The sequence below is a fragment of the Mycobacterium sp. DL592 genome (assembly GCF_011694515.1).
GTDB lineage: Bacteria > Actinomycetota > Actinomycetes > Mycobacteriales > Mycobacteriaceae > Mycobacterium.
Genome location: NZ_CP050192.1, coordinates 2,448,614 through 2,474,454 on the forward strand (window position 1 = coordinate 2,448,614; position 25,841 = coordinate 2,474,454).

Consider the following 25,841-nt stretch of genomic DNA (forward strand, 5'->3'; position numbering starts at 1 on the left):
TCAGGCTCCGATGGCCGAGAGCCACTCGCCGTAGAACAGGGCCACGCCCAGGCCGCACGCGATCGCGGTCAGCAGCCAGAACCGGATGATCACCGTCGTCTCCGCCCAGCCCACCAGCTCGAAGTGGTGGTGGAACGGCGCCATCCGGAACACCCGCCGCCCGGTGGTGCGGAACGCCAGGATCTGCACGACGACAGAGGTCACCTCGGCGACGAACAGGGCGCCGAGCACCACCGCGAGGACCTCGGTGCGGCTGGTCACCGACAGCCCGGCGATGATGCCGCCCAGGGCCAGCGAGCCGGTGTCCCCCATGAAGATCTTGGCCGGGGCCGCGTTCCACCACAGGAACCCGATACACGCACCCGCGGTGGCGGCGGCGATGAGCGCCAGGTCGAGCGGGTCGCGCACGTTGTAGCAGCCCAGGCCGGGGGCGGTCGCGCAGGCGTTGCGGTACTGCCAGAACGTGATCAGCACGTAGGCCGCGCTGACCATCGCCATGCTGCCGCCGGCCAGCCCGTCGAGGCCGTCGGTGAAGTTCACCGCATTCGACCAGGCGCTGACCACGACCACGACGAACAACACGAACAGCAGCGGGGTCAACGTGACAGTGGCGATCTCGCGCACATAGGACAGCTCCGCGCTGCCCGGCGTCAGCCCGTCGGCGTTGCGGAACTGCAGCACCAGGATGCCGAACAGCACGGCCGCGGTGATCTGGCCGACGGTCTTGGCGGTCTTGTTCAGGCCGAGGTTGCGGGAGCGGCGGATCTTGATCAAGTCGTCGACGAAACCCACCGCACCCAGCGCGGTGGCCAGCCCCAGCACCAGCAGCCCGGACGCTGACGGGCCGCTGCCGTCCATTGCCAGCCCGACCAGATGGGTGCCGAAATAGCCGGCCCAGATTCCGGCGATGATCGCCACCCCGCCCATCGACGGCGTTCCGCGCTTGGTCTTGTGGCTCGGCGGGCCGTCCTCGCGGATCTCGTGGCCGAACCCCTGCCTGGTGAACAACCGCACCAGCACCGGGGTGAGCAGTATCGACACCGCCAGCGCGATGCCGACAGCGATGAGGATCAGTCTCATGGAGTGGCCACCAACGCTTCGGCCAGCGCGCTCAGGCCCGCGGCGTTGGACGCCTTGACCAGCACCACGTCTCCGGGCTGCAGCTCGGCGCGCAGCAACTCCAGGGCGGCGTCAGCGTCGGGGACCATGGTGGACTCCGAACCCCAGGAACCTTCCATGACCGCCCCGTGATGCATGGCGCTCATAGGCCTCCCGGTTCCGACGACGACGAGTCGACTGATATCTAAGCGCACCGCCAGCCGTCCGATACGGTCGTGTTCAGTAATCGAGTCCTCACCGAGCTCGCCCATCTCGCCCAGAACGGCCCAGCTGCGCCTGCCCTGCGGGCGGGCCATCACGGCCAGCGCCTGCAGTCCGGCACGCATCGAGTCGGGGTTGGCGTTGTAGGCGTCGTTGACCACGGTCACCCCGTCGGCGCGGGTGTGCACCTCCATCCGGTGCCGCGACGCCGGGCCTGCGTCGGCCAGCGCGGCGGCCACCTGCGGCAGGCTCGCGCCACACTCCAGGGCGATCGCGGCGGCCGAGAGCGCATTGCTCACCTGATGCTCGCCGTGCACCGCCAGCGCGACGCCGACGGATCCCTCGGCGGTGGTCAGGGTGAAGCGGGGCCGGGCCAGTTCGTCGAGCTCGATATTCTCGGCGCGGATGTCCAACCGCCTATTGCCTCGCTCCTCCTCGGCCTCGTTCCTCGGCCGCATCGTCGGCTCGGCACCTTCACCGCGTCCGACCCGCACCACGCGGGCGACGGTCTTGGCGTCCATCGCCGCCACGTACGGGTCATCGGCATTGAGCACCGCGACGCCACTGGCTGGAAGGGCTTGTACCAGTTCAGATTTCGTCTCCGCGATGATCTCCCGCGAGCCGAACTCGCCCAGGTGGGCGGTACCGACGTTCAGCACGGCCGCGATCGACGGGCGCGCGATGGCGGCCAGCGCGGCGATGTTGCCCGGATGGCGCGCCGACATCTCCAGGACCAGGAAGTCGGTGTCGGAGGTGGCGCGCAGCACCGTCCACGGGTGGCCGAGTTCGTTGTTGAACGAGCCCGGCGGTGCCACCACCTCGCCGAGTGGGCGCAGAACAGCGGCGATCAGGTCTTTCGTCGAGGTCTTACCCGAGGAGCCGGTGATCCCGATGATCGTCAGGCCGCCGTCGACCAGCTCCGCGGCGACCGCGTTGGCGAGTTTGGCCAGCGCGGCCAGCACCGCCGCCCCCGAACCGTCGGTGTCGTGTTCGAGCACACCGGCTCCCGCGTCGGCCGCGACCGCAGGCGGCACCACGATGGCGGGCACGCCGACCGGCCGGGCGGCCAGCACGGCGACCGCCCCCGCCGCGACCGCCGCCGCCGCGAAGTCGTGGCCGTCGGAGCGGGCACCAGGCAACGCCAGGAACAGGCCACCGGGGCTGAGCTTGCGCGAGTCGAACTCGACGGTGCCGGTCACCCGGAGCTGGGCGGCCTGCGCCGGGCTGATATCGGCCAGCTCACCGCCGACGATCTCGGCAATTCTCGCGACAGTCAACGGAATCACGGTGCAGTTCCCAACGATTCGAGTGCCAGGGCCAGTTCCTCACGGTCGTCGAAGGGGCGGGTCTGGCCGCCGCCGGTCTGGCCTTTTTCATGGCCCTTGCCCGCGATCACCACCACATCGCCGCGGCGGGCCCACGCGACGGCGTGCCGGATGGCCGCGCGCCGGTCGCCGATCTCGACGACGTCGGCCCGCTGGCCGGCCTGTGCGACACCAGCCAGGATGGCGGCGCGGATCGACGCCGGGTCCTCGTCGCGGGGATTGTCGTCGGTGACGACCACCAGGTCGGCCAGCTCGGCGGCGATGCGGCCCATGGGTTCCCGCTTGCCCGCGTCGCGGTCTCCACCGGCGCCGAACACCACAGCCAGCCGCGAATCGGGCCTGCGCAAGGTTTCCAGCACCGCCTGCAGCGCGCCGGGTTTGTGAGCGTAGTCGACGACGGCGAGGAACTCCTGCCCGCGCTCGATCGCTTCGAGGCGACCCGGCACCGATGCCTCCCGCAGGCCGGGTGACGCCTGCTCGGGTGACACCCCGACGGCGTCGAGCATCGCCAGTGCGAGAAGGGCATTGGCGACGTTGTACCGGCCGGGCAGCCGGATACGCAGCCGATGATGCACTCCGGCGGGGTCCTGCGCGGTGAACTCCTGCACGCCGTTGTCTCCGACGGTGATGTCCTGTGCGCGCCAGTCGGCGGGGTGTCCGTCAGTGCTGACGGTCACCACCTGCACGGCGCGGCGCGCCATCGCCCGGCCGGCATCGTCGTCCACGCACACCACTGCCTGGGCCGCGTGCACCGGCGAGCCGGGGTCGAACAGTTTGGCCTTGGCCTCGAAGTAGGCCTCCATCGTCGGGTGGAAGTCGAGGTGGTCGCGCGACAGATTGGTGAACCCGCCGACGGCGAAGCGGATGCCGTCCACCCGCCCGAGTTCGAGTGCGTGGCTGGACACCTCCATCACCGCGGTGTCCACGCCCTGCTCGGCCATCACCGCCAGCAGCGCCTGCAGGGCGGGCGCCTCGGGGGTGGTCAGTGCGCTTGGCACGTCGTGCCCGGCGATCCGGACGCCGACGGTGCCGACCAGACCGGGCACCCGCTGCGCCGAGCGCAGGCCGGCTTCGATCAGGTGTGTCGTCGTGGTCTTGCCGGAGGTGCCGGTGACGCCGAGCACCACCACCCGGTCCGAGGGGTGGCCGTACACCGCGGATGCCAGCTCACCGAGTACGGCGCGCGGGTTCGGATGCACCAGCACCGGCACCGGCGCCGGTCTACCTGGACCGCCGTGGATGACGGCCAGACCGTCGGCGTCGGTCAGCACCGCCACCGCGCCGCGCTCGACCGCGTCGCCGGCGAAGGCGGCGCCGTGCGACGACGATCCGGGCAGCGCCGCGAACAGGTCGCCGGGCAGGGACTCCTGCCCGCGCAGCGTGATCCCGGTGATCTGCACTTCGGGGACGGCACCGCCGTTGGCCGGTACGGCACCGATCCGGGTGGCCAGCGTCGCCAGCGCCAAGGCCGGTGTCGAACGGGGCCGCAGGGGGTTGGTCATCGGATTGACACCCTACCGAGCCGAGCCGGTCGCACGGCTACTACATGGCCTGCAGGGTCAGCGGCGGTCCGGGGTCGGCCGACAGCGGGACGTTCTCCCGCTGCAGCAGCCAGGCGGCGATGTTGTGGAACAGCGGGGCCGCCGAGTGCCCGGCCGAGCCGTCGGCGTTGCGCTGCGGGTTGTCCATCATGATGCCGATGACGTAGCGCGGATCGTCGGCCGGGGCCATCCCGGCGAAGGTGATCCAGTAGACGTCGCTGTAGTAGCAGCCGCAGGCGGGGTTGATCTGCTGGGCGGTGCCGGTCTTGCCCGCGATCTGGTAGCCCTCGACGGCCGCGGCGGGGCCGGTGCCCTGCTGGTAGCCCATCGGGTCGCGCTGCACGACGGCGCGCAACATGTTGCGCACAGTACGGGCGGTCTCGGGTGAGACCACCCGGATGCCTGCGGGCCGCGGCTCCTCGGTGCGGGTGCCGTCTCCGGCGATGGTGGCCTTGAGGATGCGCGGCGGGATCCGCACGCCGTCATTGGCGATCGCCTGGTACATGCCCGCCATCTGCAGCAGGGTCATCGAAAGACCCTGGCCGATGGGCAGATTGGAGAACGAGCTGCCCGACCACTGGTCGATGGGCGGGACCAGACCGGAGCTTTCACCCGGCAGGCCGACGCCGGTGCGCTGGCCGAGGCCGAACTTGCCGAGCATGTCGTAGTAGCGTTCCGGGCCCACCCGCTGCGCGAGCATCAGGGTGCCGACGTTGGACGACTTACCGAACACCCCCGTGGTGGTGTAGGGCATCACGCCGTGCGCCCAGGCGTCACCGACGGTCACCCCGCCCATGTCGATCGAACCGGGCACCTGGAGGACCTCGTCGGGATTGGACAGCCCGTACTCGATCACCGAGGACGCGGTGACGATCTTGTTGACCGACCCCGGCTCGAACGGTGAGGTGACGGCGAGGTTGCCCATCTGCTTGTCGGCCTGACGGCCGATGTCCTGGCTCGGGTCGAAGGTGTCGTCGTTGGACATGGCCAGCACTTCGCCGGTCTTGGCGTCGAGCACCACCGCGGAGACGTTCTTGGCTCCGGAAACGTCCTTGGCCTGCTGCACCTGCTGCTGGACGTAGAACTGGATGTCGTCGTCGAGCGTCAGCTGCACCGTCGAGCCGTCGACGGCGTCGTGCTTGTTGCGGTAGCTACCCGGGATCACCACGCCGTCGGACCCGCGGTCGTAGGTGATGGAGCCGTCGGTGCCGGCGAGTTGGGAGTCCATCGAGTCTTCGAGACCGAGCAACCCGTGCCCGTCCCAGTCGATGCCGCCGACGATGTTGGCCGCCAAGGCCCCGCCCGGGTACTGGCGCAGATCCTGTCGTTCGGCGCCGACCTCGGGGAACTTCTTGATGATCGCGGTGGCGACCGCCGGGTCGACGGCGCGGGCGAGGTAGACGAACGTCTCGTTGCTGCGCAGCTTCTTCAGCAGTGTCGCCGCATCGGGCTTGTTGCCGAGCTTGGCCGAGACATCCTTGGCGATGTCCGCCAGCCGCTTGTCCGGGTCGGGAGCCGACGGCGAGGCCTGCTTGGCATCGGTGAGCTGCTTGCGGATCTTGGTGGGCTGGAAGGTCAGCGCCCTGGCCTCGATGGTGAACGCCAGCTTGTCGTTGTTGCGGTCGACGATGCTGCCGCGCACCGCCTTCTCGACGTCGGTGACCTTGAGCTGGCTGGCGGCCTCGGCACGAAGTCCCGCGGCCTTGGGCACCTGAAGGTTGAACAACTGCGCGGCGGCGACGAACAGAGCCAGCAGGATGACGACGTTGCCCGCCCGGTGCCGGAATGCGAATCCGGCTGTGCGCGATTCGGTTTCGGTGGCCTGCCGGGTGCGGCGCGCGGTGGCGGCGTGTCCCTGGCCGGCCTCGGGTGCCTTCGCGGGCAGCGCAGCACGTTTCCTGCTGCCGCCGGCCGCCCTCGGGCCCGGCTTGGGACTACGGCTCATTGGGCTCCTCCGGTCAGCGGCACCGCGGGTGCGGGGGCCGCGGCGTCGGCCGGAGCCGGCGGCTGCGGGGCCAGTGCGGGCGGCAGCCCGGTGACCGGGGCGACGATCGCGGGCGGCACCGTCGCGGCCGGGTCGACCGGGACCAAAGTCAGGCCGGGTGCGGTGGGCGGGCCGGGCAGCGTCGCCGCCGACGGGGCGTGATCGGTGGCCGAGGGCAGGTGGACCGGAACTTCTGGGCCTGCGGCGGGCACTTGACCGGCCAGCGGTGTGATCCGGGTGGGCACCTCGGCGGCGCCCGGGCGCGGCTTCGGGGCGGCCGGCGGCGCCGGTACCGGTGGGGCAGGCGGCTTTTCGTCGGGCAGCTTGGTGTTCAGCGGCGGTGGCGGCGCGCCTTCGGCCGGCTTCGGCTTGCCCACGACGATCCAGTTGCCGGAGGGATCCTGCACCAGGTGAGCGGTGTCCTTCGACGGGATCATGCCGAGATTGCGGGCCGCTTCGGCCAGTGCCGGGGCGGACTCGGCCTCGAGCACATCGCGCTCGAGCGCTTCCTTCTGCTGGGTGAGCGCCTCGTTGGTGGCGCGGGCGGTACCCAACTGGTAGGACCGCTGCGCGGCGTCGGTGGACAGCCACAGGGTGACGGCCAGGCCGACCCCCAGCGATCCGATGACGAGTACGACGAAGGGCACCTTCGCCATCAAGGTCTGCGGGCGAAGGTCGATGCCGGCCAATCGGGCGATCAGCCGCTCGCGCAGCGGTAAGCGGACGACCTTGGGCGCCTTGGCCTTACGCGCCTTGGCGCGAGCCTTGGCCTGGCTGGCGGTCTTGGGACGGGCCGGGCGCTCGACGGGCCGCGGCATCGGTGCGGTCTGCGGGCCCTGCTTGAGCGCACGCGGTTCGGACGGGCGGCGGGCCGATGCCGCGCCGCGGGGCCGCCCGCTGCGTGCTGCGGTCTCGCTGGTGCGCCGCCGCGCCGCGGTGGCCCTGCCCTTCTTGTCCCCCTTCTTGTCCTTCTCGCGATCCGCGGGACCGGCTTCCTTGCGCCCGACCTTCATGACTTCTTCCCTCCCCGTCCCGGGTTGCTGGTCGTGACGCGTTCGACGGCCCTCAGCCGTACCGGCGCACTCCGCGGATTTCGTTCGATCTCGTCGGCGTCGGCCCGCTGCGCACCGCGGGTGAGTGCGACGAATTCCGGTTCGTAGCCGGGCAGTTCGACGGGCAGTCCCTCGGGCGAGCGCGAGGCCGTCGCGTCGGCGAAGGTGGTCTTGACGATCCGGTCCTCCAGCGACTGGTAGGCCATGACGACCACCCGGCCACCGGGCTTCAGCGCGGCGAGCGCGGCGGGCAGCGCCGCGGTCAGCGAGTCGAGCTCGGCGTTGACCGCGATCCGCAGCGCCTGGAAGGTCCGCTTGGCGGGATGGCCGCCGGTGCGCCGCGCCGGGGCGGGAATGCCCTGATAGATGATCTCCACCAGTTCGCTGGTGGTGGTCAGCGGGGCACGCTTGCGGCGCTCGACGATCAGCCCGGCGATCCGGTGGGCGAACTTCTCCTCACCGAAGCGGCGCAGGATGTCGGTGAGCTCGGCGCGGTCGTAGGTGTTGAGGATCGTCGCGGCGGTCAGCGGCGCTTCGGGATCCATCCGCATGTCCAGTGGGGCGTCCTTGGCGTAGGAGAAGCCGCGCTCGGGCTGGTCGAGTTGCATCGAGGAGACACCCAGGTCGAACAGCACTCCTTCGATGGATTCGGTTGAGGCGCAGCCTGCTTCGGCCAGCGCATCGGCGATGCCGTCGTAGCGGGTGTGGACCAGGGTGATGCGGTCGGCGAAGCGGGCCAGCCGTTGTCGCGTCTTCGCCAGCGCGGTGGGGTCGCGGTCCAGGCCGATCAGGCGCAGGCCGGGAAAATCGCTCAGGAAGCGCTCGGCGTGGCCGCCTGCGCCCAGGGTGGCGTCGACGAGGACGGCACCGGAGCCGTTGGCGGCGGTGCGGGTGAGCGCGGGAGCCAGCAGCTCGACGCAGCGGTCCAGCAGTACGGGGATGTGTCCGTGGTCGGCGCTGTCCACCACGACGGAACCTCCCGATAGGTCAGACGGTGCACATGCAGCGAGGTCCCTGTCCGAGTTGGCGAACCTGGCGTTGGGGAAGTACGTCAGGGTCGGTTCGGGCAGAGGCCACGTTGCACGGGCCGGGTCAGATGATGTCGCTGAGTGCTTCATCGCTGGCCGCGGAGAAGTTCTCTTCGTGGGTCTCTTGGTATTCCTGCCAGGCCTGGGCGTCCCAGATCTCGAGGAAGTCGACCGCTCCGATGACCACGCAGTCCTTCGAGAGGTTGGCGTAGCGGCGGTGGTCGGCGGACAGGGTGATCCGGCCCTGGGCGTCAGGATGCTGTTCGTCGGTGCCCGCTGCGAGGTTGCGCAGGAACGCACGGGCCTCCGGATTGCTCCGCGAGGTCTGCGCGGCCCGCCGGGCCAGCTGCTCGAATTCCGTACGCGGGTAGACAGCCAGGCTGTGGTCTTGGCTTTTGGTGACCATCAACCCTCCTGCCAGCGCGTCGCGGAATTTGGCGGGCAGTGTCAGCCGCCCCTTGTCGTCGAGCTTGGGCGTGTAGGTACCGAGAAACATCCCCGCACCTCCTACGCCCCGGAGCCTCCTTCGCTCCGTTAACCGCCACAATACCCCACATTCCCCCACTTTGCGCCACCCTGCGGGTGCATTTCGGGGTGTCTGCACCACGTTCTCCCACCAGGACGGACCTAGGGGGTGGCAGCAGGCCAGCCAAAGGGTGCAAAAGGCCTGATCAACGGCCGGTGGGGCGTTGTGGGGGGACGTCAAGGCGCGCCCGAATAGACCCCACGTGTCGAGGGTTCCGGACACAAAAAAACGGGGCAGCCGACCGGCTACCCCGTCAACGCCTCCGCGTTACTCGTCGAAGCGACGCCGGAAGCGATCCTCCATACGGCTGGTGAACGAACCGGCGCCCTTGACCCGACGCTGGCGCGAGCCGGCCGGACTGGGACCGGACACGCCGCCATCGCGGCCACCGACCACCCGCGGACCGGTGATCGCGAACACGACGCCGGCGAACATGACCAGGAAGCCCAGCACCGACAGGATCGGGAAACTTCCGATCATCGTGGCTTTGAACGCCACTCCCGAGACCAGCATGGCCAGCCCGATGACGAAAAGACCCGCGCCCTGCAGGCGCCTCCGAGTCGACGGTGCCCGCAGATTTCCGCCCCGCACACTGGAGGCGAATTTGGGGTCCTCGGCATAGAGAGCGCTCTCGATCTGATCGAGCATGCGCTGCTCATGATCGGAGAGTGGCATTCGTCCCTCCTTGCCGACACGGCGGGTCACGATTTGGCGATAAGACATGGCAGCCCAGCACGTACTGGGCAACTAACCAAATGATACGAGGTGAAGGTGCGCCGTACCACCTAGTTGGTCCACCCGATTGTAGCCGTGTCCTGCTGTTGTTCCGCTACTACCGCGACGATGTCAGGCTGCGGTCACCAGTCGGGGCGCAGCGCCCGGCCCGGGACCGAAGATAATGGCTGTAGTACCCATGACCGATCGGCACGCGAAGAAGGGCTCCCAGGCGTTGGCGACATTCCTCATCGACCTGTCGCCCAACGACATGCAGCGCCGCCTTCACGATGCGTTGACGGTGTACGTCGACGCGATGAGGTATCCGCGCGGCACCGAGGGTCAGCGGGCCTCGATGTGGCTCGAGCACACCCGCCGGCACGGCTGGAAAGCCGTCGCCGCGGTCGAGACCGACACCGCCGCCGGGGCGGAACCCTCGGCCACCCAGCTCGACGCCGCCCCCCTGCTCGGCATCGCCTACGGCTACTGCGGGGCGCCCGACCAATGGTGGCAACAGCAGGTTCTGGCCGGACTCCAACGGGTGGGCGTGCCGCCAGACGAGATCAGCAACCTGATGAGCAGCTATTTCGAGCTGACCGAGCTGCACATCCATCCGCAGGCTCAGGGCCGCGGACTCGGTGAGGCGCTGGCCCGCCGGCTGCTGGCCGGACGCAGCGAATCCAACGTCCTGCTGTCGACGCCGGAGATCATCGGCGAGGCGAACCGGGCCTGGCGGCTCTACCGGCGGCTCGGGTTCGTCGATGTGATCCGCGGCTACCACTTCGCCGGCGACCCGCGGGCGTTCGCGATCCTGGGACGCGCCCTGCCGCTGTGAGTCGGCACGCCACCGCGGCCGGTCTGGCACGATACCCCTCGTGCCCAACCGACCCCGCCTGCGTGCACTGACGATGCTGCTGCTGATCGTGGCGCCGCTGATGGTCGGCTGCATCCGGGTCCATGCCTCGATCACCGTCGCACCCGACGACAAAGTCTCCGGTCAGATCGTCGCGGCAGCAAAACCACGTAACAGCGACGACCAGGGCCCTCAGTTCGACCTCAACGTGCCCTTCAGCCAGAAGGTCGCCGTGTCCAAGTACCAATCCGACGACTACGTCGGCTCCGAAGCGGTGTTCTCCGATCTGACCTTCGCCGAGGTCCCCCAGCTGGCCAACCTCAACCGGGAAGCCACCGGGGTGGACATCTCTCTGCGCCGGGCGGGCAACCTGGTGATCCTGGAAGGCCGCGTGGACCTGACCAATCTCAGCGATCCCGACGCCGACGTGCAGTTCACCGTGGCCTTTCCCGGTGAGGTGACCTCCACCAACGGCGACCGGATCGACACCGACGTCGTCGAATGGAAGCTCAAGCCCGGCGTGGTGTCCACAATGAGCGCCCAGGCCCGCGTCACCGACCCGAGCACCCGGTCGTTCACCGCGGCGGCGCTGTGGCTGGGGCTGGCCGCGCTGGTCGTCGCCGGCGTCATCGGCACGCTGGCCTGGCACAGCCGTGACCAGTCGCCCCGATTCGCCAGCGCCGACCAGGGCGACGATTAGGGCTCGGTAGGGCAAAACAGCGGTCACGCTCTACTCTGGTTGAACCCGCCGAAGGTCGGGACGTACACAGGAAGGGGCGTCGCGCTGAGCGTCGAAGCAACAGCTCCGTCGGCCGTCGAACTGGCCAGCGCCGTCACCGAGCAACTGCGCAGTTACCTGGCTGACCGCCGCGCGCAGGCCGCCTACATCGGCACCGACTATGACGGCCTGATCGCCGCGCTGGAGGACTTCGTGCTCCGCGGCGGCAAACGGGTGCGCCCGGCGTTCGCCTACTGGGGCTACCGCGCGGTCACCGAACACCCCGACACCGCGGTCGACGACGACATCTTTCTGCTGTTCTCGGCCTTGGAACTGCTGCACGCCTGCGCCCTGGTGCACGACGACGTCATCGACGACTCGGCCACCCGGCGCGGCATGCCCACCGCCCACGTTCATTTCACCGAACTGCACCGCGGCCAGGGCTGGAGCGGCTCCCCGGAGCAGTTCGGCCGGTCGGCGGCGATCCTGCTCGGCGACCTGTCGCTGGTGTGGGCCGACGACATCGTCGCCGGCGTCGACGTGCCCCGGGACACCCAGCTGCGGGTGCAGCGGGTGTGGTCGGACATCCGCACCGAGGTTCTCGGCGGGCAGTACCTCGACATCGTCGCCGAATCCAGCGGTGCCGAGTCCATCGCCTCGGCGATGAACGTCAACACGTACAAGACGGCTTCGTACACGATCTCGCGGCCCCTTCAGTTCGGCGCGGCGGCCGCCGCCGACCGGCCCGACGTGCAGGAGCTGTTCCACGAGATCGGCACCGATTTCGGGGTGGCTTTCCAGCTGCGCGACGACGTGCTTGGGGTGTTCGGCGACCCCGCCGTGACCGGTAAGCCCTCGGGTGACGACCTGCGCTCCGGCAAGCGGACCGTGCTGCTGGCCGAAGCCCTGGAACGCGCCGACAGCACCGACCAGGCCGCCGCGGACCTGCTGCGCCGCGGGATCGGCACCGACCTGACCGACACCCAGGTACGCGAACTGTGCGGGGTGATCGAGTCGGTCGGCGCACTGGCCGCGGTGGAAGACCACATCGGCACCCTGACACGCCGCGGAATGGCGCTCCTGGACAGCGCACCGATCAACGCGCCGGCCAAGGCGGGTCTGACCGAGCTCGCCAGATTGGCCGTCGACCGGTCGGCCTAGACCCATGTCATACGCGACACCGACCACACCGACGCCGGCTCACCCGGGCCTGTCCCGGCTGCGGACCTTCGCGTCCGGCGACGAGGGACGGCCCGCGCTGTTCGGGTTCCTCGGCGCAATCCTGATCACCGTCGGCGGGCTGGGTGCCGGCAGCACCCGCCAGCACGATCCGGTGCTGGAGTCGCTGCACCTGTCCTGGCTGCGGTTCGGCCACGGCCTGGTGGTGTCCTCGGTGCTGCTGTGGGGCGGCGTGGTGATGATGCTGCTGGCGTGGCTGTGGTTGGGCAGGCGGGTGATCCACACCGGGGTCACCGAGTACGCGCTGAAGGCCACCACCTGGTTCTGGCTGGCTCCCCTGTTGCTCAGCGTCCCGCTGTTCAGCCGCGACACCTACTCGTATCTGGCCCAGGGCGCACTGCTGCGCGACGGCTTCGACCCCTACGCGGTGGGGCCGATCGAGAACGAGAACTCGTTGCTGGACAACGTGAGTCCGATCTGGACCACCACGACCGCACCGTACGGTCCGGCGTTCATCCTGGTGGCCAAGTTCGTGACCATGCTCGTCGGCAACCACGTGGTGGCGGGCACGATGCTGCTTCGGCTGTGCATGCTGCCTGGGCTGGTACTGCTGATCTGGGCAGCACCCCGGGTGGCCCGGCACATCGGCGCCAACGGGTCGGTGGCGCTGTGGATCTGTGTGCTCAATCCGCTGGTGATCATCCACCTCATGGGCGGGGTGCACAACGAGATGCTGATGGTCGGCATGATGATGGCCGGCATCGCCTTGACCTTTGCGCGCCATCATGTCGCGGGCACGATCCTGATCGCCGTCGCGGTGGCGGTCAAAGCCACCGCGGTGCTGGCTCTGCCGTTCATGGTGTGGGTATGGATGCGCCACCTCAAGGACAGCCGAAACATCTCCGCCCCCAAGGCTTTCGCCACCGCGACAGCTGCGGCCATCGCGGTGTTCATCGCGGTGTTCGCGGTGCTCTCAGGCCTGGCCGGGGTGGGCCTGGGCTGGCTGACGGCGCTGGCCGGCTCGGTGAAGATCATCAACTGGCTCACCATCCCCACCGCGATCGCCAACCTCACCAACGCCATCGGCGGATTGCTGTTCGGGGTGAACTTCTACGCCGTCCTACAGGTCACCCGGATTATCGGCATCGGCATCATCGCGGTGTCACTTCCCTTGCTGTGGTGGCGTTTTCGCCACAACGACCGGGAGGCGCTGACGGGTATCGCCTGGGCGATGCTGGTGGTGGTGTTGTTCGTCCCGGCCGCGCTACCGTGGTACTACACCTGGCCGCTGGCGGTGGTGTCGGCACTGGCTCAGTCCCGCAGGGCGATCGCCCTGATCGCGGGGTTCTCCACCTGGATCATGGTGATCTTCAAACCTGACGGCTCCCACGGCATGTATTCGTGGATCCATGTCCTGCTGGCGACGGCGTGCGCCGTGGCGGCCTGGTATGCGCTCTACCGCACCGAGGAGCCGCCGCCGCACGACGATGCCGAGGACGTCGCCGGAGTGTCGGCGGGCGCCTGATCAGTACGCCATCAATACGCAGAGGCCTGCGCCCTGCGGAGGATCTCGCGGGCCTGGTGGGCGTGCAGGGCGTCGACCGGGCGGGCGTTGCTGATCGGCTCGCGCGAGCCGTCGCGGGTCAGCGTCAGCGACGAGTCGGGGGTGAACAACCACCGTAGGATCTCGGTCTCGCGGTAGCCGCCGTCGCGCAGCACGGCCAGTAGGCCGGGCAGCGACTTGACCACCTGACCCGAATCGGTGAAGAACACCTGCGGCACCAACAGGACGCCGCCGCGCCGGACCGCGACGAGATGTCCGTCGCGCAGCTGCTGGTGCACCTTGGTCACCGGCAGGTGCAACAACTCGGCGACTTTGGGCAGGTCGTAGAGGGGTTCGCCGGGATCGAGGACGTCATCGCCGGCGGGAATGCTGCTCACAGCGCCAGTCTAGAGGCGCCCGCACCGCCACGTACCATGTGTCGGTGACGTCGGACCCACTCGATGGTGCGTTGCTGGACGGCCGGTACCGCGTCGAGACTCCGATCGCCACCGGCGGGATGTCGACGGTGTACCGCGGCCTCGACGTGCGCCTGGACCGCCCGGTCGCGCTGAAGGTGATGGACGCCCGCTATGCCGGCGACAGCCAGTTCCTGACCCGGTTCCAGCGCGAGGCCAGGGCCGTGGCCCGGCTCAAGGACCCCGGCCTGGTCGCCGTCTACGACCAGGGCCTGGATGCCAGGCACCCGTTTCTGGTGATGGAACTCATCGACGGCGGCACGCTGCGCGAACTGCTGGCCGAGCGTGGCCCGATGCCGCCGCATGCGGCCGCTGCCGTGCTGCGGCCGCTGCTGGGCGGCTTGGCGGTGGCGCACCGTGCCGGTCTGGTGCACCGCGACATCAAGCCGGAGAACGTGCTGATCTCCGACGACGGTGAGGTCAAGCTCGCCGACTTCGGCCTGGTGCGCGCGGTCGCTGAGGCCGGCATCACCTCCACCAGCGTCATCCTGGGCACCGCCGCTTACCTGTCGCCCGAACAGGTCAGCAGCGGCACCGCAGACCAGCGCAGCGACGTCTATGCCGTCGGTATCCTGACGTACGAATTACTCACCGGCGCAACACCGTTCAGCGGGGACAATCCGCTGACGGTGGCCTACCAGCGGATGGACGCCGACGTTCCGCCGCCCAGTTCGGCCATCAGCGGGGTGCCGCCGCAGTTCGACGAGTTCGTCGCCCGTGCCACCGCGCGCGATCCGGGCGGGCGCTACGCCGACGCCGCCGAGATGGGTGCCGAACTCGACGCGATCGCCGCGGAACTGGCGCTGCCGAAGTTCCGCGTCCCCGCCCCGAAGAACTCGGCACAGCATGCCGCCGCGACGGCGTATCACAGCCGGCTGGCCGAACAGCCCACCACCGAACACCACCCGGCGCCCAGGCCAGGGCAGCCGGTCAAGAACCCCACCCGCCAGCTGATCCGCGAACCCGACGATCGGCAACCCTCCCCCGCCGACGAGCCGGCCGCACCAGACGACGATGACGAATATGAGCAGCCGCCAAGCCAATTCGCCGGAATCGACATCGACGAGTTCGTCTGGGCCCGCCAGCGGGCCCGGCGGGCGGTGCTGTTCTGGGTGCTGACCGTCCTGATCCTGACCGGTCTAGTCGCCGCCGGTGCGTGGACGCTGGGTACCAATCTGCAAGGCCTGCTCGGAAATTAGCGGCGCCGTAACCGCCGCAAATACAATCGGTTTGAGCCCAACCGGTGATCGCATCGCCGTCCTCGGCGAGTATTCGGGCGGTGACCCGAGTGATCCGATTCAATGCCTTCGACATGAACTGCGTGGCCCACCAGTCCCCGGGACTGTGGCGCCACCCCGACGACCAATCCTGGCGCTACAAGGACCTCGAGTACTGGACCGAGCTCGCCAAGCTGCTCGAGCGCGGCCGATTCGACGGACTGTTCATCGCCGATGTCCTGGGCACCTATGACGTCTACGGAGGTAGTGACGAGGCCGCGATCCGGCACGCCGCACAGATCCCGGTCAACGACCCGCTGCTACTGGTGTCGGCGATGGCGCTGGTGACCCGGGACATGGGCTTCGGCCTGACCACCGGCACCGGCTTCGAGCACCCCTATCCGTTCGCCCGCCGGATGTCGACGCTGGATCATCTGACCAAGGGCCGGATTGGCTGGAACGTCGTAACCGGCTATCTGCCCGCCGCCGCGCGGAACATGGGCCAGACCGATCAGCCCGCACACGACGCCCGCTACGACCACGCCGACGAGTACCTCGAGGTGCTCTACAAACTGTGGGAAGGCTCCTGGGAGGACGACGCCGTGGTCCGCGACCGGGACCGCGGTGTGTTCACCGATCCCGCGAAGGTGCACCACATCGGCCACGAGGGAACCCATTTCAGCGTGCCCGGTGTGCACCTGTCCGAGCCGTCCCCGCAACGCACACCGGTGATCTTCCAGGCCGGGTCGTCGCCTCGAGGAGTCCGCTTCGCTGCCGAGAACGCCGAGGCCATCTTCACCGCGGCACCCACCAAGGAGATCCTGGCCAAGACGGTGACGACGATCCGCCGCGAGTTGGAGCTGGCCGGCCGAGATCCCTACGCCGCCAAAATCTTCAACCTCACCACCGTAGTCACCGCCGCGACCGACGAGGAGGCGCACGCCAAGCACGCCGAGTACCTGTCCTACGGCGATCCCGAGGGTGCCCTGGTCTTCATGTCCGGCTGGATGGGAGTCGACCTGGCCCGTTACGGCCTCGACGAACCGATCGGCAATGTCGACTCCAACGCGATCCTGTCGGCGGTGGCCGCCTTCCAGTCCGCCGACCCCGACGGCGGCGAATGGGCGGTGCGCGACATCGCCGAATGGGGCGAGATCGGCGGAATGGGCCCGCGGATCGTCGGCTCCGGTGAATACGTCGCCGACACCCTGCAGGAGTGGGTTGCCGAGACCGACGTCGACGGGTTCAACCTGGCATATGCGATCAGCCCGGGCACCTTCGCCGACTTCATCGACCACGTCGTGCCGGTGCTGACCGAACGCGGTGCCTACCAAGCGGATTACGCACCGGGCACGCTGCGCAACAAACTTCTGGGGAACGGTGATCGGCTACCCGATGAACACCGCGGCGCGCGTTACCGGGTGGGCGGGCCGGAGTCGACGATCATCGAACGCCCCTCGACGCTGCCGTCGTCGTCGGCGTCGACCGCGGCGCAGCCGGTGAGTCGCCGCTAGCTCTTTGTCAGCCGACATTCAGCAGATTCCCGGTTGACCCGGGCGGCCCCGATGAGGTCTACTTTCTGCGCGCCACCGGCGCAGCGCAACCGCCGCGATCGACAGCAGGAGGTGAGGACATGGAAGACGGAAGTAGAAGCCGCTCCCATGCCCGGCTGTCTCGCGTGCTGGTGGCGCATCTGCGCGGCTGATTTCCACGTTCTGACAACCCGTATCGACGACGCGGTCGATCTCTGACGGGCATGGCATGCATGCATGTCCAGTGCCTGAGATCCACAGGCCAACGTCGCGATGTCGAGAAGTCAGGTGAGTTGCGTTGTCCACAAACACGTTTCCCAGCCGCGGCGTCCTCAGCCGCCCCCGCACCGGCATGGCCGCCGACGTCCTGGTCTTCGTCGGCGCGGCAGCGCTGCTGTGGCTGATCGTCCACGTCGCCAAGGGCGCAGGCGTCCCGTGGACCGTTGAGCACGCCGCGGCGACGGTATCGACCGATCCCGCGAATCTGCCGTACTACGCGGCTCGTTCGCTGCTGCGGATGTTCATCGCCCTGGCACTGTCGGTGGTGTTCACCTTCATCTACGCCACCGCTGCGGCCCGGCTTCCCAGGGCCGAGAAGGTGCTCGTCCCGCTGCTGGACATCCTGCAGTCGGTGCCGATCCTGGGTTTCCTGTCCATCACCGTCACCGGGTTCATCGCACTGTTCCCGGGCTCGCAGCTCGGCCTCGAATGCGCGTCGATCTTCGCGATCTTCACCTCGCAGGCCTGGAACATGACCTTCGCGTTCTACTACTCGCTCAAGTCGCAGTCGCGTGACCTCGATGAAGCCTCCCGGTTGCTGCGGCTGTCCCGGTGGCAGCGATTGTGGCGAGTCGACCTGCCCGGCGGGATGATCCCGCTGGTGTGGAACGGGATGATGAGTTTCGGCGGGGGCTGGTTCTTCCTGACCGCGTCGGAAGCGTTGAGCGTCAACGGACATCAAGTCGCGCTTCCCGGTATCGGCGCCTACGTCGCCGCCGCGGGCGACGCCGGTGAACTGGGCCGGGTGCTGCTGGCAGTCGTGGTCATGGTGGTGCTGGTGATCGGGGTGAACGCGCTGTTCTGGCGGCCGCTGACGGCGTGGGCCGAGCGCTTCCGGATCGAGGACTCCGGCGCAGCCGAAGTGCCGCGCAGTGTGGTGCTCGACGTGCTGCGCCGCTCGCAGATCCCCCACCTGGTGGCCGCTCCCTTCGGGCGGCTGGTGGCCCCGATCGACCGGATGATGGCGGTGTTCGGTCGCGCCGAACGGCCGCTGCGCACTGCGCCGGGGCCGCAGCGGGCCGGTGACGTGGCGTTTGCCGCCGCGACGGTGGCGGTGGTCGGCTACGGCGGCTACCGGGTCGTCAGCTATATCGCACACAGCGTCGGATTCGGCGAGGTGGGGCACGCGCTGCAGCTGGGACTGGTGACCTTCGCCAGGGTGGTGGCCGTCCTGGTGGTGGCCACCGCGATCTGGGTACCGGTCGGGGTGTGGATCGGGATGAATCCCAAGGTTTCCCGGGTCGCGCAGCCGGTGGTCCAGGTGCTCGCCTCGTTCCCGGCGAACTTCCTGTTCCCGTTGGTGACCGCCGCCCTGATCGCCACCGGCGTGAGCCTCAACATCGGCGGGGTGCTGTTGATGGCGCTCGGCTCGCAGTGGTACATCCTGTTCAACGTCATCGCCGGCGCAAGCGCGATTCCCCACGATCTCCGGGAGGCCTCGACCAACCTGCGCCTGACCCGAAACCTGCGCTGGCGCAAGCTGATCCTGCCTGCGATCTTCGCCAGCTACGTCACCGGTGGTATTACGGCGGCCGGCGGCGCATGGAACGCCTCGATCGTCGCCGAAGTGGTCAGCTACCACGGCACCACGTTGACCGCGACCGGTCTGGGTTCCTACATCACCGCCGCGACCGCGGCCGGTGACTCGGGGCGGATCCTGGTGGGCGTCATCGTCATGAGCACGTTCGTCGTGGGCACCAACCGGCTGTTCTGGCGGCGGATGTATGACCTGGCGCAACGCCGGTACTCGCTGTCCTAGAACATCTTTCAACGCAAGGAGAACGTCATGTCGGACACCCTGATCGAGATCGATCACCTGACGAAGAGCTTTCCCGGAGCCGGAGACGGGTCCCTGCTGGTCCTCGACGACATCAGCCTGAACCTGCGCGAGGGCGAGATCGTGGCCCTGCTGGGCAGGTCGGGTTCGGGCAAGTCCACCCTGCTGCGCACCATCGCCGGACTGATCGCGCCCACCAGTGGCTCGGTGCGCTACCGCGGAACCGAACTCAACGGCGCCAACCCGGGAACCGCGATGGTGTTCCAGACCTTTGCGCTGATGCCGTGGCTCACCGTCCTGGAAAACGTCGAACTCGGGCTGGCCGCCCGTGGCGTGCCACCGGCGGAGCGAAAGGCCCGTGCGCTCAAGGCAATCGACGTGATCGGGCTCGACGGGTTCGAGTCCGCCTACCCCAAGGAGCTGTCCGGCGGTATGCGTCAGCGGGTCGGATTCGCCCGCGCCCTGGTCCTCGAACCCGATCTGCTGCTGATGGACGAGCCCTTTTCGGCGCTGGACGTCCTGACCGCCGAGAATCTGCGCACCGAGTTGATGAACCTGTGGGGGCGCCACGACTTCCCCACGAAGGCGATCTGCCTGGTGACCCACAACATCGAGGAGGCGGTGATGCTCGCCGACCGCGTGCTGGTGCTCGGGGCCAACCCGGGCCGCATCCGCGCGGAGGTCACCGTCGGCCTGCCCCGCCCCCGGGACCGCCGCTCGCCAGGTTTCGCGGCGGTGGTGGACCGGCTCTACGGCCTGCTGACGGGCACCGAAGCCGACGGGCACGGAGTTGCCCCGGCGGCCGCGACGCCGACCAGCACCCCGCTGCCTGCCGCCACCGTGGGAGGTCTGGCCGGCCTCGTCGAGATCGTGGTGGCCCAGGGCGGCCGGGCCGACCTGCCCGACCTTGCCGCCGAGCTCAACTTCGAGATCGACGACCTGCTGCCCCTGGTCGACGCCGCGGCCATGCTGGGCCTGGTCACCGTCACCGACGCCGATCTGGAGGTGACGCCGACGGGCCGGGAGTTCACCGGGGCCGACATTCAGAGCAGCAAGCAGATCTTCGCTGCTCAGGCCCGCGAGCGGGCACCGTTGATCCGGACGATCTGCCGCGCCCTGGGCAGCTCCACCGACGGCGGCCTGCGCGCGGGTTTCTTCCTGGACTTGCTGCAGCGCGGGTTCGGGCCCGATGAGGCCCGCAGCCAACTGGACACCGCGATCAACTGGGGCCGCTACGGCGAGCTGTTCGACTACGACACAGACACCGACCAGATCACCGCCGACCCGGCGGCCGGGATCTTCGCGGCCAGAGCGTCGTAGCCCGAAACGCGGCCGGTTCCAATACCGGAACCGGGCGCCCGAATCAAGAGCCGGACGGAGGATCTTCGGTCGGGATCGACCGACCACCGGACCGATACGCCGCGGCGTCGCGGCGCCGAAGACTGTGGGTGTCAGCATTCAGCCACAAACCTTCGGAGCAAACGTGCCATCGGTGTCCCGTCGAAGATTCCTACTCGGGTTGGCGGCGAGCCCGATCGCGCTGTCACTCGCGTGTTCGGGCAGCGCGCCCGAACCACCGACGACCAACGGCGGCAAGCGTCCACTGCCGATCCCCCCGCTCGCCGACTCCACCCTCGACGACAGTCAGACCCGGGTCTTCTCGCTCCGGGCTGCCCCCGGAATCTCGGAGATCGTTGCCGGACAGCACACGCCGACCTGGGGGTACAACGGGTCGATCCTCGGTCCGACCCTCCGGGCCCGCACCGGCGAGACCGTCGCCGTGCGGTTCGACAACGCACTGCCCGAGCCGACGTCGGTGCACTGGCACGGGATGCACGTGCCCGCGCGGTGCGACGGCGGCCCCCACCAGGTCGTCGAACCCGGAGGGCAGTGGAGCCCGACCTGGACGATCCGCCAGCCGGCGGCGACATTGTGGTATCACCCACATCCCCACGGCATGACCGAAAAGCACATCTACCGCGGGCTGGCAGGCTTCTTCATCATCGACGACGCGTCGTCGAGCCAACTCCCCCGCGACTACGGCCTCGACGACATTCCCCTCGTCATCCAGGACCGCCGGTTCACCGCATCCGGCGCCCTGGACGAGTCCGACTCGACAGACGTCGGGCTGCTGGGCAACACGATCGTCACCAATGGTGTGGCCGATGCCTACCTTCGGGTCCAGTCCGAACGGGTGCGGCTCCGTATCCTCAACGGTTCCGGAGGCCGGCTCTACAACCTGGGTTTCAGCGACGACCGCTCCTTCCTCATCGTCGGCAGCGACGGTGGCCTGCTGTCGGCGCCGGTCGAGACCAGGAGAGTCCGGCTCAGCCCCGGCGAGCGGGTCGAGATCGTTGCCGAATTACGCTCGGGCTCAGCCGTTTCGCTGCGATCGTTCGCCTTCGACGACAACGCCGGCCTGTCCCCGTCCGAGGCGAAGCGCTGCGGGCTGCACGACACCTTCGAGATTCTGGAGCTACGCCCCGGTGCGACACTGCGATCCGGTGGTGAGGTTCCGGCGGTGCTGGCGTCCATCCCAGCGCCCGATACGTCACATGCGGCAGCGACGCGGACATTCGACCTGCGCTGGTTCATGATCAACCACACGCGGATGAACATGGATGTCGTCGACTTCAGCACAACCGTCGACACCACCGAGATCTGGGCGGTTCGCAATGTCGACAATTGGCCGCACAACTTCCACGTGCACGACACCCAGTTCCGCATCATCGACGTCGACGGAGCCCCGCCGCCACCGGCACTCGCCGGATACAAGGACACCGTGTATGTCGCTCCGGGACAGCGGATTCGGCTGGCCGTGCGCTTCACCGACTACACCGACGCGACCTTCCCCTACATGTATCACTGCCACCTGGCGATGCACGAAGACCGCGGAATGATGGGCCAGTTCCTGGTGCTCGCATCGGGCCAGGCACCCGCTCCGATGCAGGGACAGATGCCCGGTCACGGCGATCACTCCATGCCTTGAGTCGCGTAGATCGCGAGCTGAACGCGGTTTGTGCAACCCGTCTTCTCCAACAGGTTGGCGACATGGGTTTTCACCGTGGTCAGCCCCAGATGGAGTTCCTCGGCGATCTGCCGATTGGAGGATCCCCTGCAGATCAACGCCAACACGTCACGTTCGCGCGCCGTCATCGACACCGGCTCCGGCTCGGGCGATTGCGCGACAACGCTTTCCGCTACCGCTTTGGCGACCAACCGCCGCAGCAGGTGTGGTGACATCGTGACGTCACCATCGGCGGTTCGCCGGATGGCGTCGACGAGTTGGGCCGGGGAGGTGTCCTTGACCAGGAACCCCGCCGCACCGGCTGCCAGTGCCGGGTAGAGATGCGCGTCGTCATCGAAGGTGGTGAGCACCAGTATCTTCGACTCCGGCCTGACCGACGTCAGCATACGAGTGGCTGCGACGCCATCCAGTCCGGGCATCCGCAGGTCCATCAGGATGACGTCCGGCGCGAGTTCTGCGGCCATTCGAACCGCTTGCTCGCCGTCCGCAGCTTCGCCCACCACGTCGAGGTCTTCGGTCGCCTCGCACAGCATGCGCAGGCCGGCCCGGATCAGCCTCTGGTCATCGACGAGCAGCACCCGGATTCCGGCCGTCATCGCACGTCCCCCGCCCCGGTGATCCGTTGTGGAATCCATGCGTCGAGCACCCACCGCCGGTCGACGCGGCGGGCATCGAACCGGCCGCCGACCAGGTGCAGCCGCTCGGTCATGCCGATGATCCCATGACCGGTGCCGGCCGGTGGTTCCGGCGATGCGCACGTGTTGCTGACCCGAATCGCGACGCCGTCGTCGCGGCTGTCGAGGCTCAACTCCACCGGGTCTGGCCCGGCGCCGTACTTCATCGCATTCGTCAGCGCCTCCTGCGTCACCCGCAGCAGAGTCAGCCGCGACATGACATCCAATCCGCCCGCACCTCGATCGATGCAGGTGCGCACGGAAAGACCCGCGGCCACAGCCCGTGCGACGGCCGCGTCGATCTCGGTCCAGAGCGTGTCGGCTTCGATCATCGCCACCTCGCGCAGCTGCGGGTCACGCAAAGCATCGTTGAGTCGGCGAATGTCGGCCAGCGCAGCCGAGGCGGTGGTGTGAACATCGGCGAGCACGGCGGTCGTATCCGGGGTCAGATCGTCAATCGTGTGCTGCGCCACAGCGATTCGCAAAGCTATCGACGACATATGGTGTGCGACCACATCGTGAAGCTCGCGCGCCATCGCGGTGCGTTCCTGCGAGCGCACGACGGACTCCGATGCTGCCCGCTGCAACTCCGCGTATTCGGCGCGCTGCCGGTACATGGCGGCAAGTCGTCGCTGCGCCCGCAGATAGAGTCCGGCCAGAACCGGCACCGCGACCACCGCGGTGGCAGTCACCGCAGTGGCAGCGCTGCGCAACGACGTGTAGTCATCCAGTGCGTAACCGCCGACAACTGCCGCAGACCACGCTGCGGTGGTGGCGACGATCGGCAGGGTACCGGCGCTACGCGCAACAACGTCGGCCAACGCGACCGCGCCCAGGTAGGGGACCAAGCCGGACAGCCCCCACGCTTCGGCGGCGAACAGCGGAACCGCCAGCGCCGAGATGGTCAACGACGCGAGCGTCGGCCAGCGCCAACCGGCGACGAAGCACACTGCAGCGCACATCGACAGCAGCGCGTACGACCAGGAGACATGGAATCGACTGGGAAAGACGCTGAGGCCGAGAAACACCGGCACGATCAACAGCGGTGCAACGCGATACGCCCGGGCCGCCCAATGCAGACGGCGTGAAATCCTCAGTCGCGCAGCATTTCTGCGACGAGAAACGCCAGCTCCAGTGACTGCTGGGTGTTCAGCCGCGGGTCGCAGGCCGTCTCGTAGCGGCCGGCCAGGTCGGTGTCGGAGATGTCCTGGGCGCCACCGAGACACTCGGTCACGTTCTCACCGGTGATCTCGACGTGGATGCCGCCGGGGTGGGTGCCCAGCGCCCGGTGCACCTCGAAGAAGCCCTGCACCTCGTCGACGATCCGGTCGAAATGCCGGGTCTTGTAGCCGGTCGAGGACTCGTGGGTGTTGCCGTGCATCGGGTCGCACTGCCAGATCACCTGGTGACCCGAGGCCTGTACCTTCTCGATGATCGGCGGCAGCACGTCGCGGACCTTGTGGTTGCCCATCCGGCTCACCAGGGTCAGCCGGCCCGGCTTGTTGTGCGGGTCGAGCCGCTCGACGTACTCGACCGCCAGCTCGGGCGTCGTGGTCGGACCGATCTTCACCCCGATCGGGTTGGCGATCACCTCGGCGAACGCGACGTGCGCACCGTCGAGCTGGCGGGTGCGCTCCCCGATCCAGACGTAGTGCGCCGACAGGTCGTACAGCTTGGGAGTCGCCTCAGCCGCGGGATCTCCAGCGTCCATCCGCAGCATCGCCCGCTCGTAGTCGAGCACCAGCGCCTCGTGGCTGGCGTAGATGTCGGCGGTGTCGAGGTTGCGGTCGTTGACCCCGCAGGCGCTCATGAACTTCAGGCCGCGGTCGATCTCACCGGCCAGCTGCTCGTAGCGGGCGCCGGCCGGCGAGGTGCGGACGAACTCGCGGTTCCAGTCGTGCACCAGGTGCAGCGAGGCCAGACCGGAGGAGGTCAGGGCGCGAACGAGATTCATGGCCGCGCTGGCGTTGGCGTAGGCACGCACCAGCCGCGAGGGGTCGTGGTCGCGCACCGCGGCATCCGGGGCGAACCCGTTGACCATGTCGCCGCGGTAGGACTTCAGGCCCAGAGCGTCGATGTCCGACGAGCGCGGCTTGGCGTACTGCCCGGCGATCCGGGCCACCTTCACCACCGGCATGCTGGCGCCGTAGGTCAGCACCACGGCCATCTGCAGCAGCGTGCGGATGTTGGCGCGGATGTGCGGCTCGGTGTTGTCGGCGAACGTCTCGGCGCAGTCGCCGCCCTGCAGCAGGAACGCCTCGCCGCGGGCCACCGCGGCGAGCTGACTGGACAGCTTCTCGATCTCCGAAGGTACGGTCACCGGCGGGACGCTCTCCAGCACGGTCCGCATCGCCTTGGCCGCGTCGGCGTCCCAGCTGGGCTGCTGGGCGGCCGGCTTGGTCAGCGCGGCGTCCAGGCGCGCCCGCAGGTCCGCGGGCAGCGGCGGCAGCGACGGCAGCTGCTCGATCGGTACGTCAACGGTCCAGTTCACCCGTCCATGGTAACCGGGCGTAATTGCCCCCCTGACCACCTGCCGGGTGGGGCTACCTGCGGATAGGGGTGTCGGTGGGCACCACGCCGAGGTCCACACCGGTGGTCATCAGCACATAGCGCCGCATGTTGTGACGGGCGTCGACGAGCGCATCGTGGGTGTCGTGCGGCCGCGGGGGCATCCGGGGGCAGCCGCGTTCCTCCCAGAACTGGCGCAGCTCGCGGGTGAAACGCGGAATCTGCGGCGGCAGGCTCGTCATGGGGCCCCACAGCTGGCACAGCGCCACGTGGTCGTAGGCCGCCACCCACGCCCAGAGTTCGATCGGCTCGTCGCCGTCGATGTCGAAGAAGCTCTCCAGCCCCTCCCTGATCTGCCTGCGGGACTGCCACAGCTGCGACGACGGCGACGGCAGTTTGGGCAGCACATTGTTGCGGACCCACTTGCCTGCCGACTCGGGGTCGAATTCGGTGGAGATCGCGTAGTACTCGCGACCGTCCTCGGCGACCACCCCGATCGAGATCAGGTCGATGATGCGCCCGTTGTCGATGAATTCGGTGTCGTAGAAGTACCGCACTGGCCGCACC

General features: G+C 68.6%; 22 protein-coding genes. 9 read left to right on the plus strand and 13 right to left on the minus strand.

Annotated features, from left to right (window positions below; translation table 11 throughout):
* From mraY to HBE64_RS11880, 8 genes are all read right to left on the minus strand, one after another.
* A complete protein-coding gene (gene mraY / locus HBE64_RS11845) occupies nt 1–1,080 on the minus strand; it encodes a phospho-N-acetylmuramoyl-pentapeptide-transferase (protein WP_167101984.1) in 1,080 nt (359 codons plus the stop codon).
* Nucleotides 1,077–2,606, minus strand: a complete 1,530-nt coding sequence (murF, locus tag HBE64_RS11850; RefSeq protein ID WP_167101987.1) for a UDP-N-acetylmuramoyl-tripeptide--D-alanyl-D-alanine ligase — start codon at nt 2,604–2,606, stop codon at nt 1,077–1,079. The genes mraY and murF overlap by 4 nt, the downstream gene beginning before the upstream one ends.
* Nucleotides 2,603–4,147 carry a UDP-N-acetylmuramoyl-L-alanyl-D-glutamate--2,6-diaminopimelate ligase gene (locus HBE64_RS11855; RefSeq protein WP_167101990.1) on the minus strand — a complete coding sequence of 515 codons (1,545 nt, stop codon included), beginning with the start codon at nt 4,145–4,147 and terminating at the stop codon, nt 2,603–2,605. The genes murF and HBE64_RS11855 overlap by 4 nt, the downstream gene beginning before the upstream one ends.
* Nucleotides 4,148–4,187: 40 nt before the next feature.
* Nucleotides 4,188–6,131 (minus strand): penicillin-binding protein 2, encoded by a 1,944-nt coding sequence (locus HBE64_RS11860; RefSeq protein ID WP_167101995.1) that lies wholly within the window; start codon nt 6,129–6,131, stop codon nt 4,188–4,190.
* Nucleotides 6,128–7,183: a hypothetical protein gene (locus HBE64_RS11865; protein ID WP_167101998.1), complete on the minus strand. Its 1,056-nt coding sequence runs from the start codon at nt 7,181–7,183 to the stop codon at nt 6,128–6,130. Before HBE64_RS11865 ends, HBE64_RS11860 begins: the two co-directional genes overlap by 4 nt.
* Entirely contained in the window at nt 7,180–8,340 is a 1,161-nt protein-coding gene (rsmH, locus tag HBE64_RS11870; protein ID WP_167102001.1) for a 16S rRNA (cytosine(1402)-N(4))-methyltransferase RsmH, read from the minus strand. Before rsmH ends, HBE64_RS11865 begins: the two co-directional genes overlap by 4 nt.
* A complete protein-coding gene (mraZ, locus tag HBE64_RS11875) occupies nt 8,315–8,746 on the minus strand; it encodes a division/cell wall cluster transcriptional repressor MraZ (RefSeq protein WP_167102004.1) in 432 nt (143 codons plus the stop codon). Before mraZ ends, rsmH begins: the two co-directional genes overlap by 26 nt.
* 297 nt (nt 8,747–9,043) lie before the next feature.
* Nucleotides 9,044–9,451: a DUF3040 domain-containing protein gene (locus HBE64_RS11880; RefSeq protein ID WP_167102007.1), complete on the minus strand. Its 408-nt coding sequence runs from the start codon at nt 9,449–9,451 to the stop codon at nt 9,044–9,046.
* Nucleotides 9,452–9,725: 274 nt separating this feature from the next.
* Between HBE64_RS11880 and HBE64_RS11885 the strand changes: the two genes are divergently transcribed.
* The 4 genes from HBE64_RS11885 to HBE64_RS11900 all read left to right on the plus strand — a co-directional run bounded on the left by HBE64_RS11885 (nt 9,726) and on the right by HBE64_RS11900 (nt 13,765).
* A complete protein-coding gene (locus HBE64_RS11885; RefSeq protein WP_167109105.1) occupies nt 9,726–10,325 on the plus strand; it encodes an N-acetyltransferase in 600 nt (199 codons plus the stop codon).
* A 73-nt stretch (nt 10,326–10,398) separates the two neighbouring features.
* Entirely contained in the window at nt 10,399–11,043 is a 645-nt protein-coding gene (locus tag HBE64_RS11890) for a DUF3153 domain-containing protein (protein ID WP_167109107.1), read from the plus strand.
* Between the two features lie 120 nt (nt 11,044–11,163).
* A complete protein-coding gene (gene idsA2, locus HBE64_RS11895; RefSeq protein WP_167109109.1) occupies nt 11,164–12,222 on the plus strand; it encodes a bifunctional (2E,6E)-farnesyl/geranyl diphosphate synthase in 1,059 nt (352 codons plus the stop codon).
* A gap of 4 nt (nt 12,223–12,226) precedes the next feature.
* Nucleotides 12,227–13,765 carry an alpha-(1->6)-mannopyranosyltransferase A gene (locus HBE64_RS11900; protein ID WP_167102010.1) on the plus strand — a complete coding sequence of 513 codons (1,539 nt, stop codon included), beginning with the start codon at nt 12,227–12,229 and terminating at the stop codon, nt 13,763–13,765.
* An 11-nt stretch (nt 13,766–13,776) separates the two neighbouring features.
* Here the strand turns inward: HBE64_RS11900 and HBE64_RS11905 are convergent, their stop codons facing one another.
* A complete protein-coding gene (locus tag HBE64_RS11905; protein WP_167102013.1) occupies nt 13,777–14,181 on the minus strand; it encodes an Rv2175c family DNA-binding protein in 405 nt (134 codons plus the stop codon).
* A gap of 38 nt (nt 14,182–14,219) precedes the next feature.
* On the opposite strand from HBE64_RS11905, the gene HBE64_RS11910 reads away from it, so the two are divergent.
* The 5 genes from HBE64_RS11910 to HBE64_RS11930 all read left to right on the plus strand — a co-directional run bounded on the left by HBE64_RS11910 (nt 14,220) and on the right by HBE64_RS11930 (nt 22,053).
* Nucleotides 14,220–15,458, plus strand: coding sequence for a protein kinase (locus HBE64_RS11910; RefSeq protein ID WP_167102016.1), 1,239 nt, complete (start codon nt 14,220–14,222; stop codon nt 15,456–15,458).
* 80 nt (nt 15,459–15,538) lie between these two features.
* The gene (locus tag HBE64_RS11915) at nt 15,539–16,990 is read left to right on the plus strand and encodes an LLM class flavin-dependent oxidoreductase (protein WP_167102019.1); all 1,452 of its coding nucleotides are present in this window, start codon (nt 15,539–15,541) and stop codon (nt 16,988–16,990) included.
* 370 nt (nt 16,991–17,360) lie between these two features.
* On the plus strand, nt 17,361–19,046 hold the full coding sequence (locus tag HBE64_RS11920) for an ABC transporter permease subunit (protein WP_167109111.1): 1,686 nt from the start codon (nt 17,361–17,363) through the stop codon (nt 19,044–19,046).
* Nucleotides 19,047–19,073: 27 nt separating this feature from the next.
* Nucleotides 19,074–20,384 carry a nitrate/sulfonate/bicarbonate ABC transporter ATP-binding protein gene (locus HBE64_RS11925; RefSeq protein WP_167102021.1) on the plus strand — a complete coding sequence of 437 codons (1,311 nt, stop codon included), beginning with the start codon at nt 19,074–19,076 and terminating at the stop codon, nt 20,382–20,384.
* Nucleotides 20,385–20,547: 163 nt separating this feature from the next.
* Nucleotides 20,548–22,053, plus strand: coding sequence for a multicopper oxidase family protein (locus tag HBE64_RS11930; RefSeq protein ID WP_167102025.1), 1,506 nt, complete (start codon nt 20,548–20,550; stop codon nt 22,051–22,053).
* Here the strand turns inward: HBE64_RS11930 and HBE64_RS11935 are convergent.
* From HBE64_RS11935 to HBE64_RS11950, 4 genes are read right to left on the minus strand one after another with little or no spacing between them, the layout of a single operon-like run.
* Nucleotides 22,038–22,688 (minus strand): response regulator transcription factor, encoded by a 651-nt coding sequence (locus tag HBE64_RS11935; RefSeq protein ID WP_167102028.1) that lies wholly within the window; start codon nt 22,686–22,688, stop codon nt 22,038–22,040. The genes HBE64_RS11930 and HBE64_RS11935 overlap by 16 nt on opposite strands.
* A complete protein-coding gene (locus tag HBE64_RS11940; protein ID WP_243841586.1) occupies nt 22,685–23,800 on the minus strand; it encodes a sensor histidine kinase in 1,116 nt (371 codons plus the stop codon). Before HBE64_RS11940 ends, HBE64_RS11935 begins: the two co-directional genes overlap by 4 nt.
* Before the next feature lie 59 nt (nt 23,801–23,859).
* Nucleotides 23,860–25,257: a class II 3-deoxy-7-phosphoheptulonate synthase gene (locus tag HBE64_RS11945; RefSeq protein ID WP_167102031.1), complete on the minus strand. Its 1,398-nt coding sequence runs from the start codon at nt 25,255–25,257 to the stop codon at nt 23,860–23,862.
* Between the two features lie 52 nt (nt 25,258–25,309).
* On the minus strand, nt 25,310–25,831 hold the full coding sequence (locus HBE64_RS11950) for a polyadenylate-specific 3'-exoribonuclease AS (RefSeq protein WP_167102034.1): 522 nt from the start codon (nt 25,829–25,831) through the stop codon (nt 25,310–25,312).
* Nucleotides 25,832–25,841 lie beyond the last annotated feature (10 nt).

What these genes read in the sequence shown, in the direction of transcription:
- mraY (WP_167101984.1), bottom strand. Translation starts at nt 1,080, where the DNA reads ATGAGACTGATCCTCATCGCTGTCGGCATCGCGCTGGCGGTGTCGATA.
- HBE64_RS11855 (WP_167101990.1), bottom strand. Translation starts at nt 4,147, where the DNA reads ATGACCAACCCCCTGCGGCCCCGTTCGACACCGGCCTTGGCGCTGGCG.
- HBE64_RS11860 (WP_167101995.1), bottom strand. Translation starts at nt 6,131, where the DNA reads ATGAGCCGTAGTCCCAAGCCGGGCCCGAGGGCGGCCGGCGGCAGCAGG.
- HBE64_RS11865 (WP_167101998.1), bottom strand. Translation starts at nt 7,183, where the DNA reads ATGAAGGTCGGGCGCAAGGAAGCCGGTCCCGCGGATCGCGAGAAGGAC.
- rsmH (WP_167102001.1), bottom strand. Translation starts at nt 8,340, where the DNA reads ATGAAGCACTCAGCGACATCATCTGACCCGGCCCGTGCAACGTGGCCT.
- mraZ (WP_167102004.1), bottom strand. Translation starts at nt 8,746, where the DNA reads ATGTTTCTCGGTACCTACACGCCCAAGCTCGACGACAAGGGGCGGCTG.
- HBE64_RS11880 (WP_167102007.1), bottom strand. Translation starts at nt 9,451, where the DNA reads ATGCCACTCTCCGATCATGAGCAGCGCATGCTCGATCAGATCGAGAGC.
- HBE64_RS11890 (WP_167109107.1), top strand. Translation starts at nt 10,399, where the DNA reads ATGCTGCTGCTGATCGTGGCGCCGCTGATGGTCGGCTGCATCCGGGTC.
- HBE64_RS11900 (WP_167102010.1), top strand. Translation starts at nt 12,227, where the DNA reads ATGTCATACGCGACACCGACCACACCGACGCCGGCTCACCCGGGCCTG.
- HBE64_RS11920 (WP_167109111.1), top strand. Translation starts at nt 17,361, where the DNA reads ATGGCCGCCGACGTCCTGGTCTTCGTCGGCGCGGCAGCGCTGCTGTGG.
- HBE64_RS11925 (WP_167102021.1), top strand. Translation starts at nt 19,074, where the DNA reads ATGTCGGACACCCTGATCGAGATCGATCACCTGACGAAGAGCTTTCCC.
- HBE64_RS11935 (WP_167102028.1), bottom strand. Translation starts at nt 22,688, where the DNA reads ATGACGGCCGGAATCCGGGTGCTGCTCGTCGATGACCAGAGGCTGATC.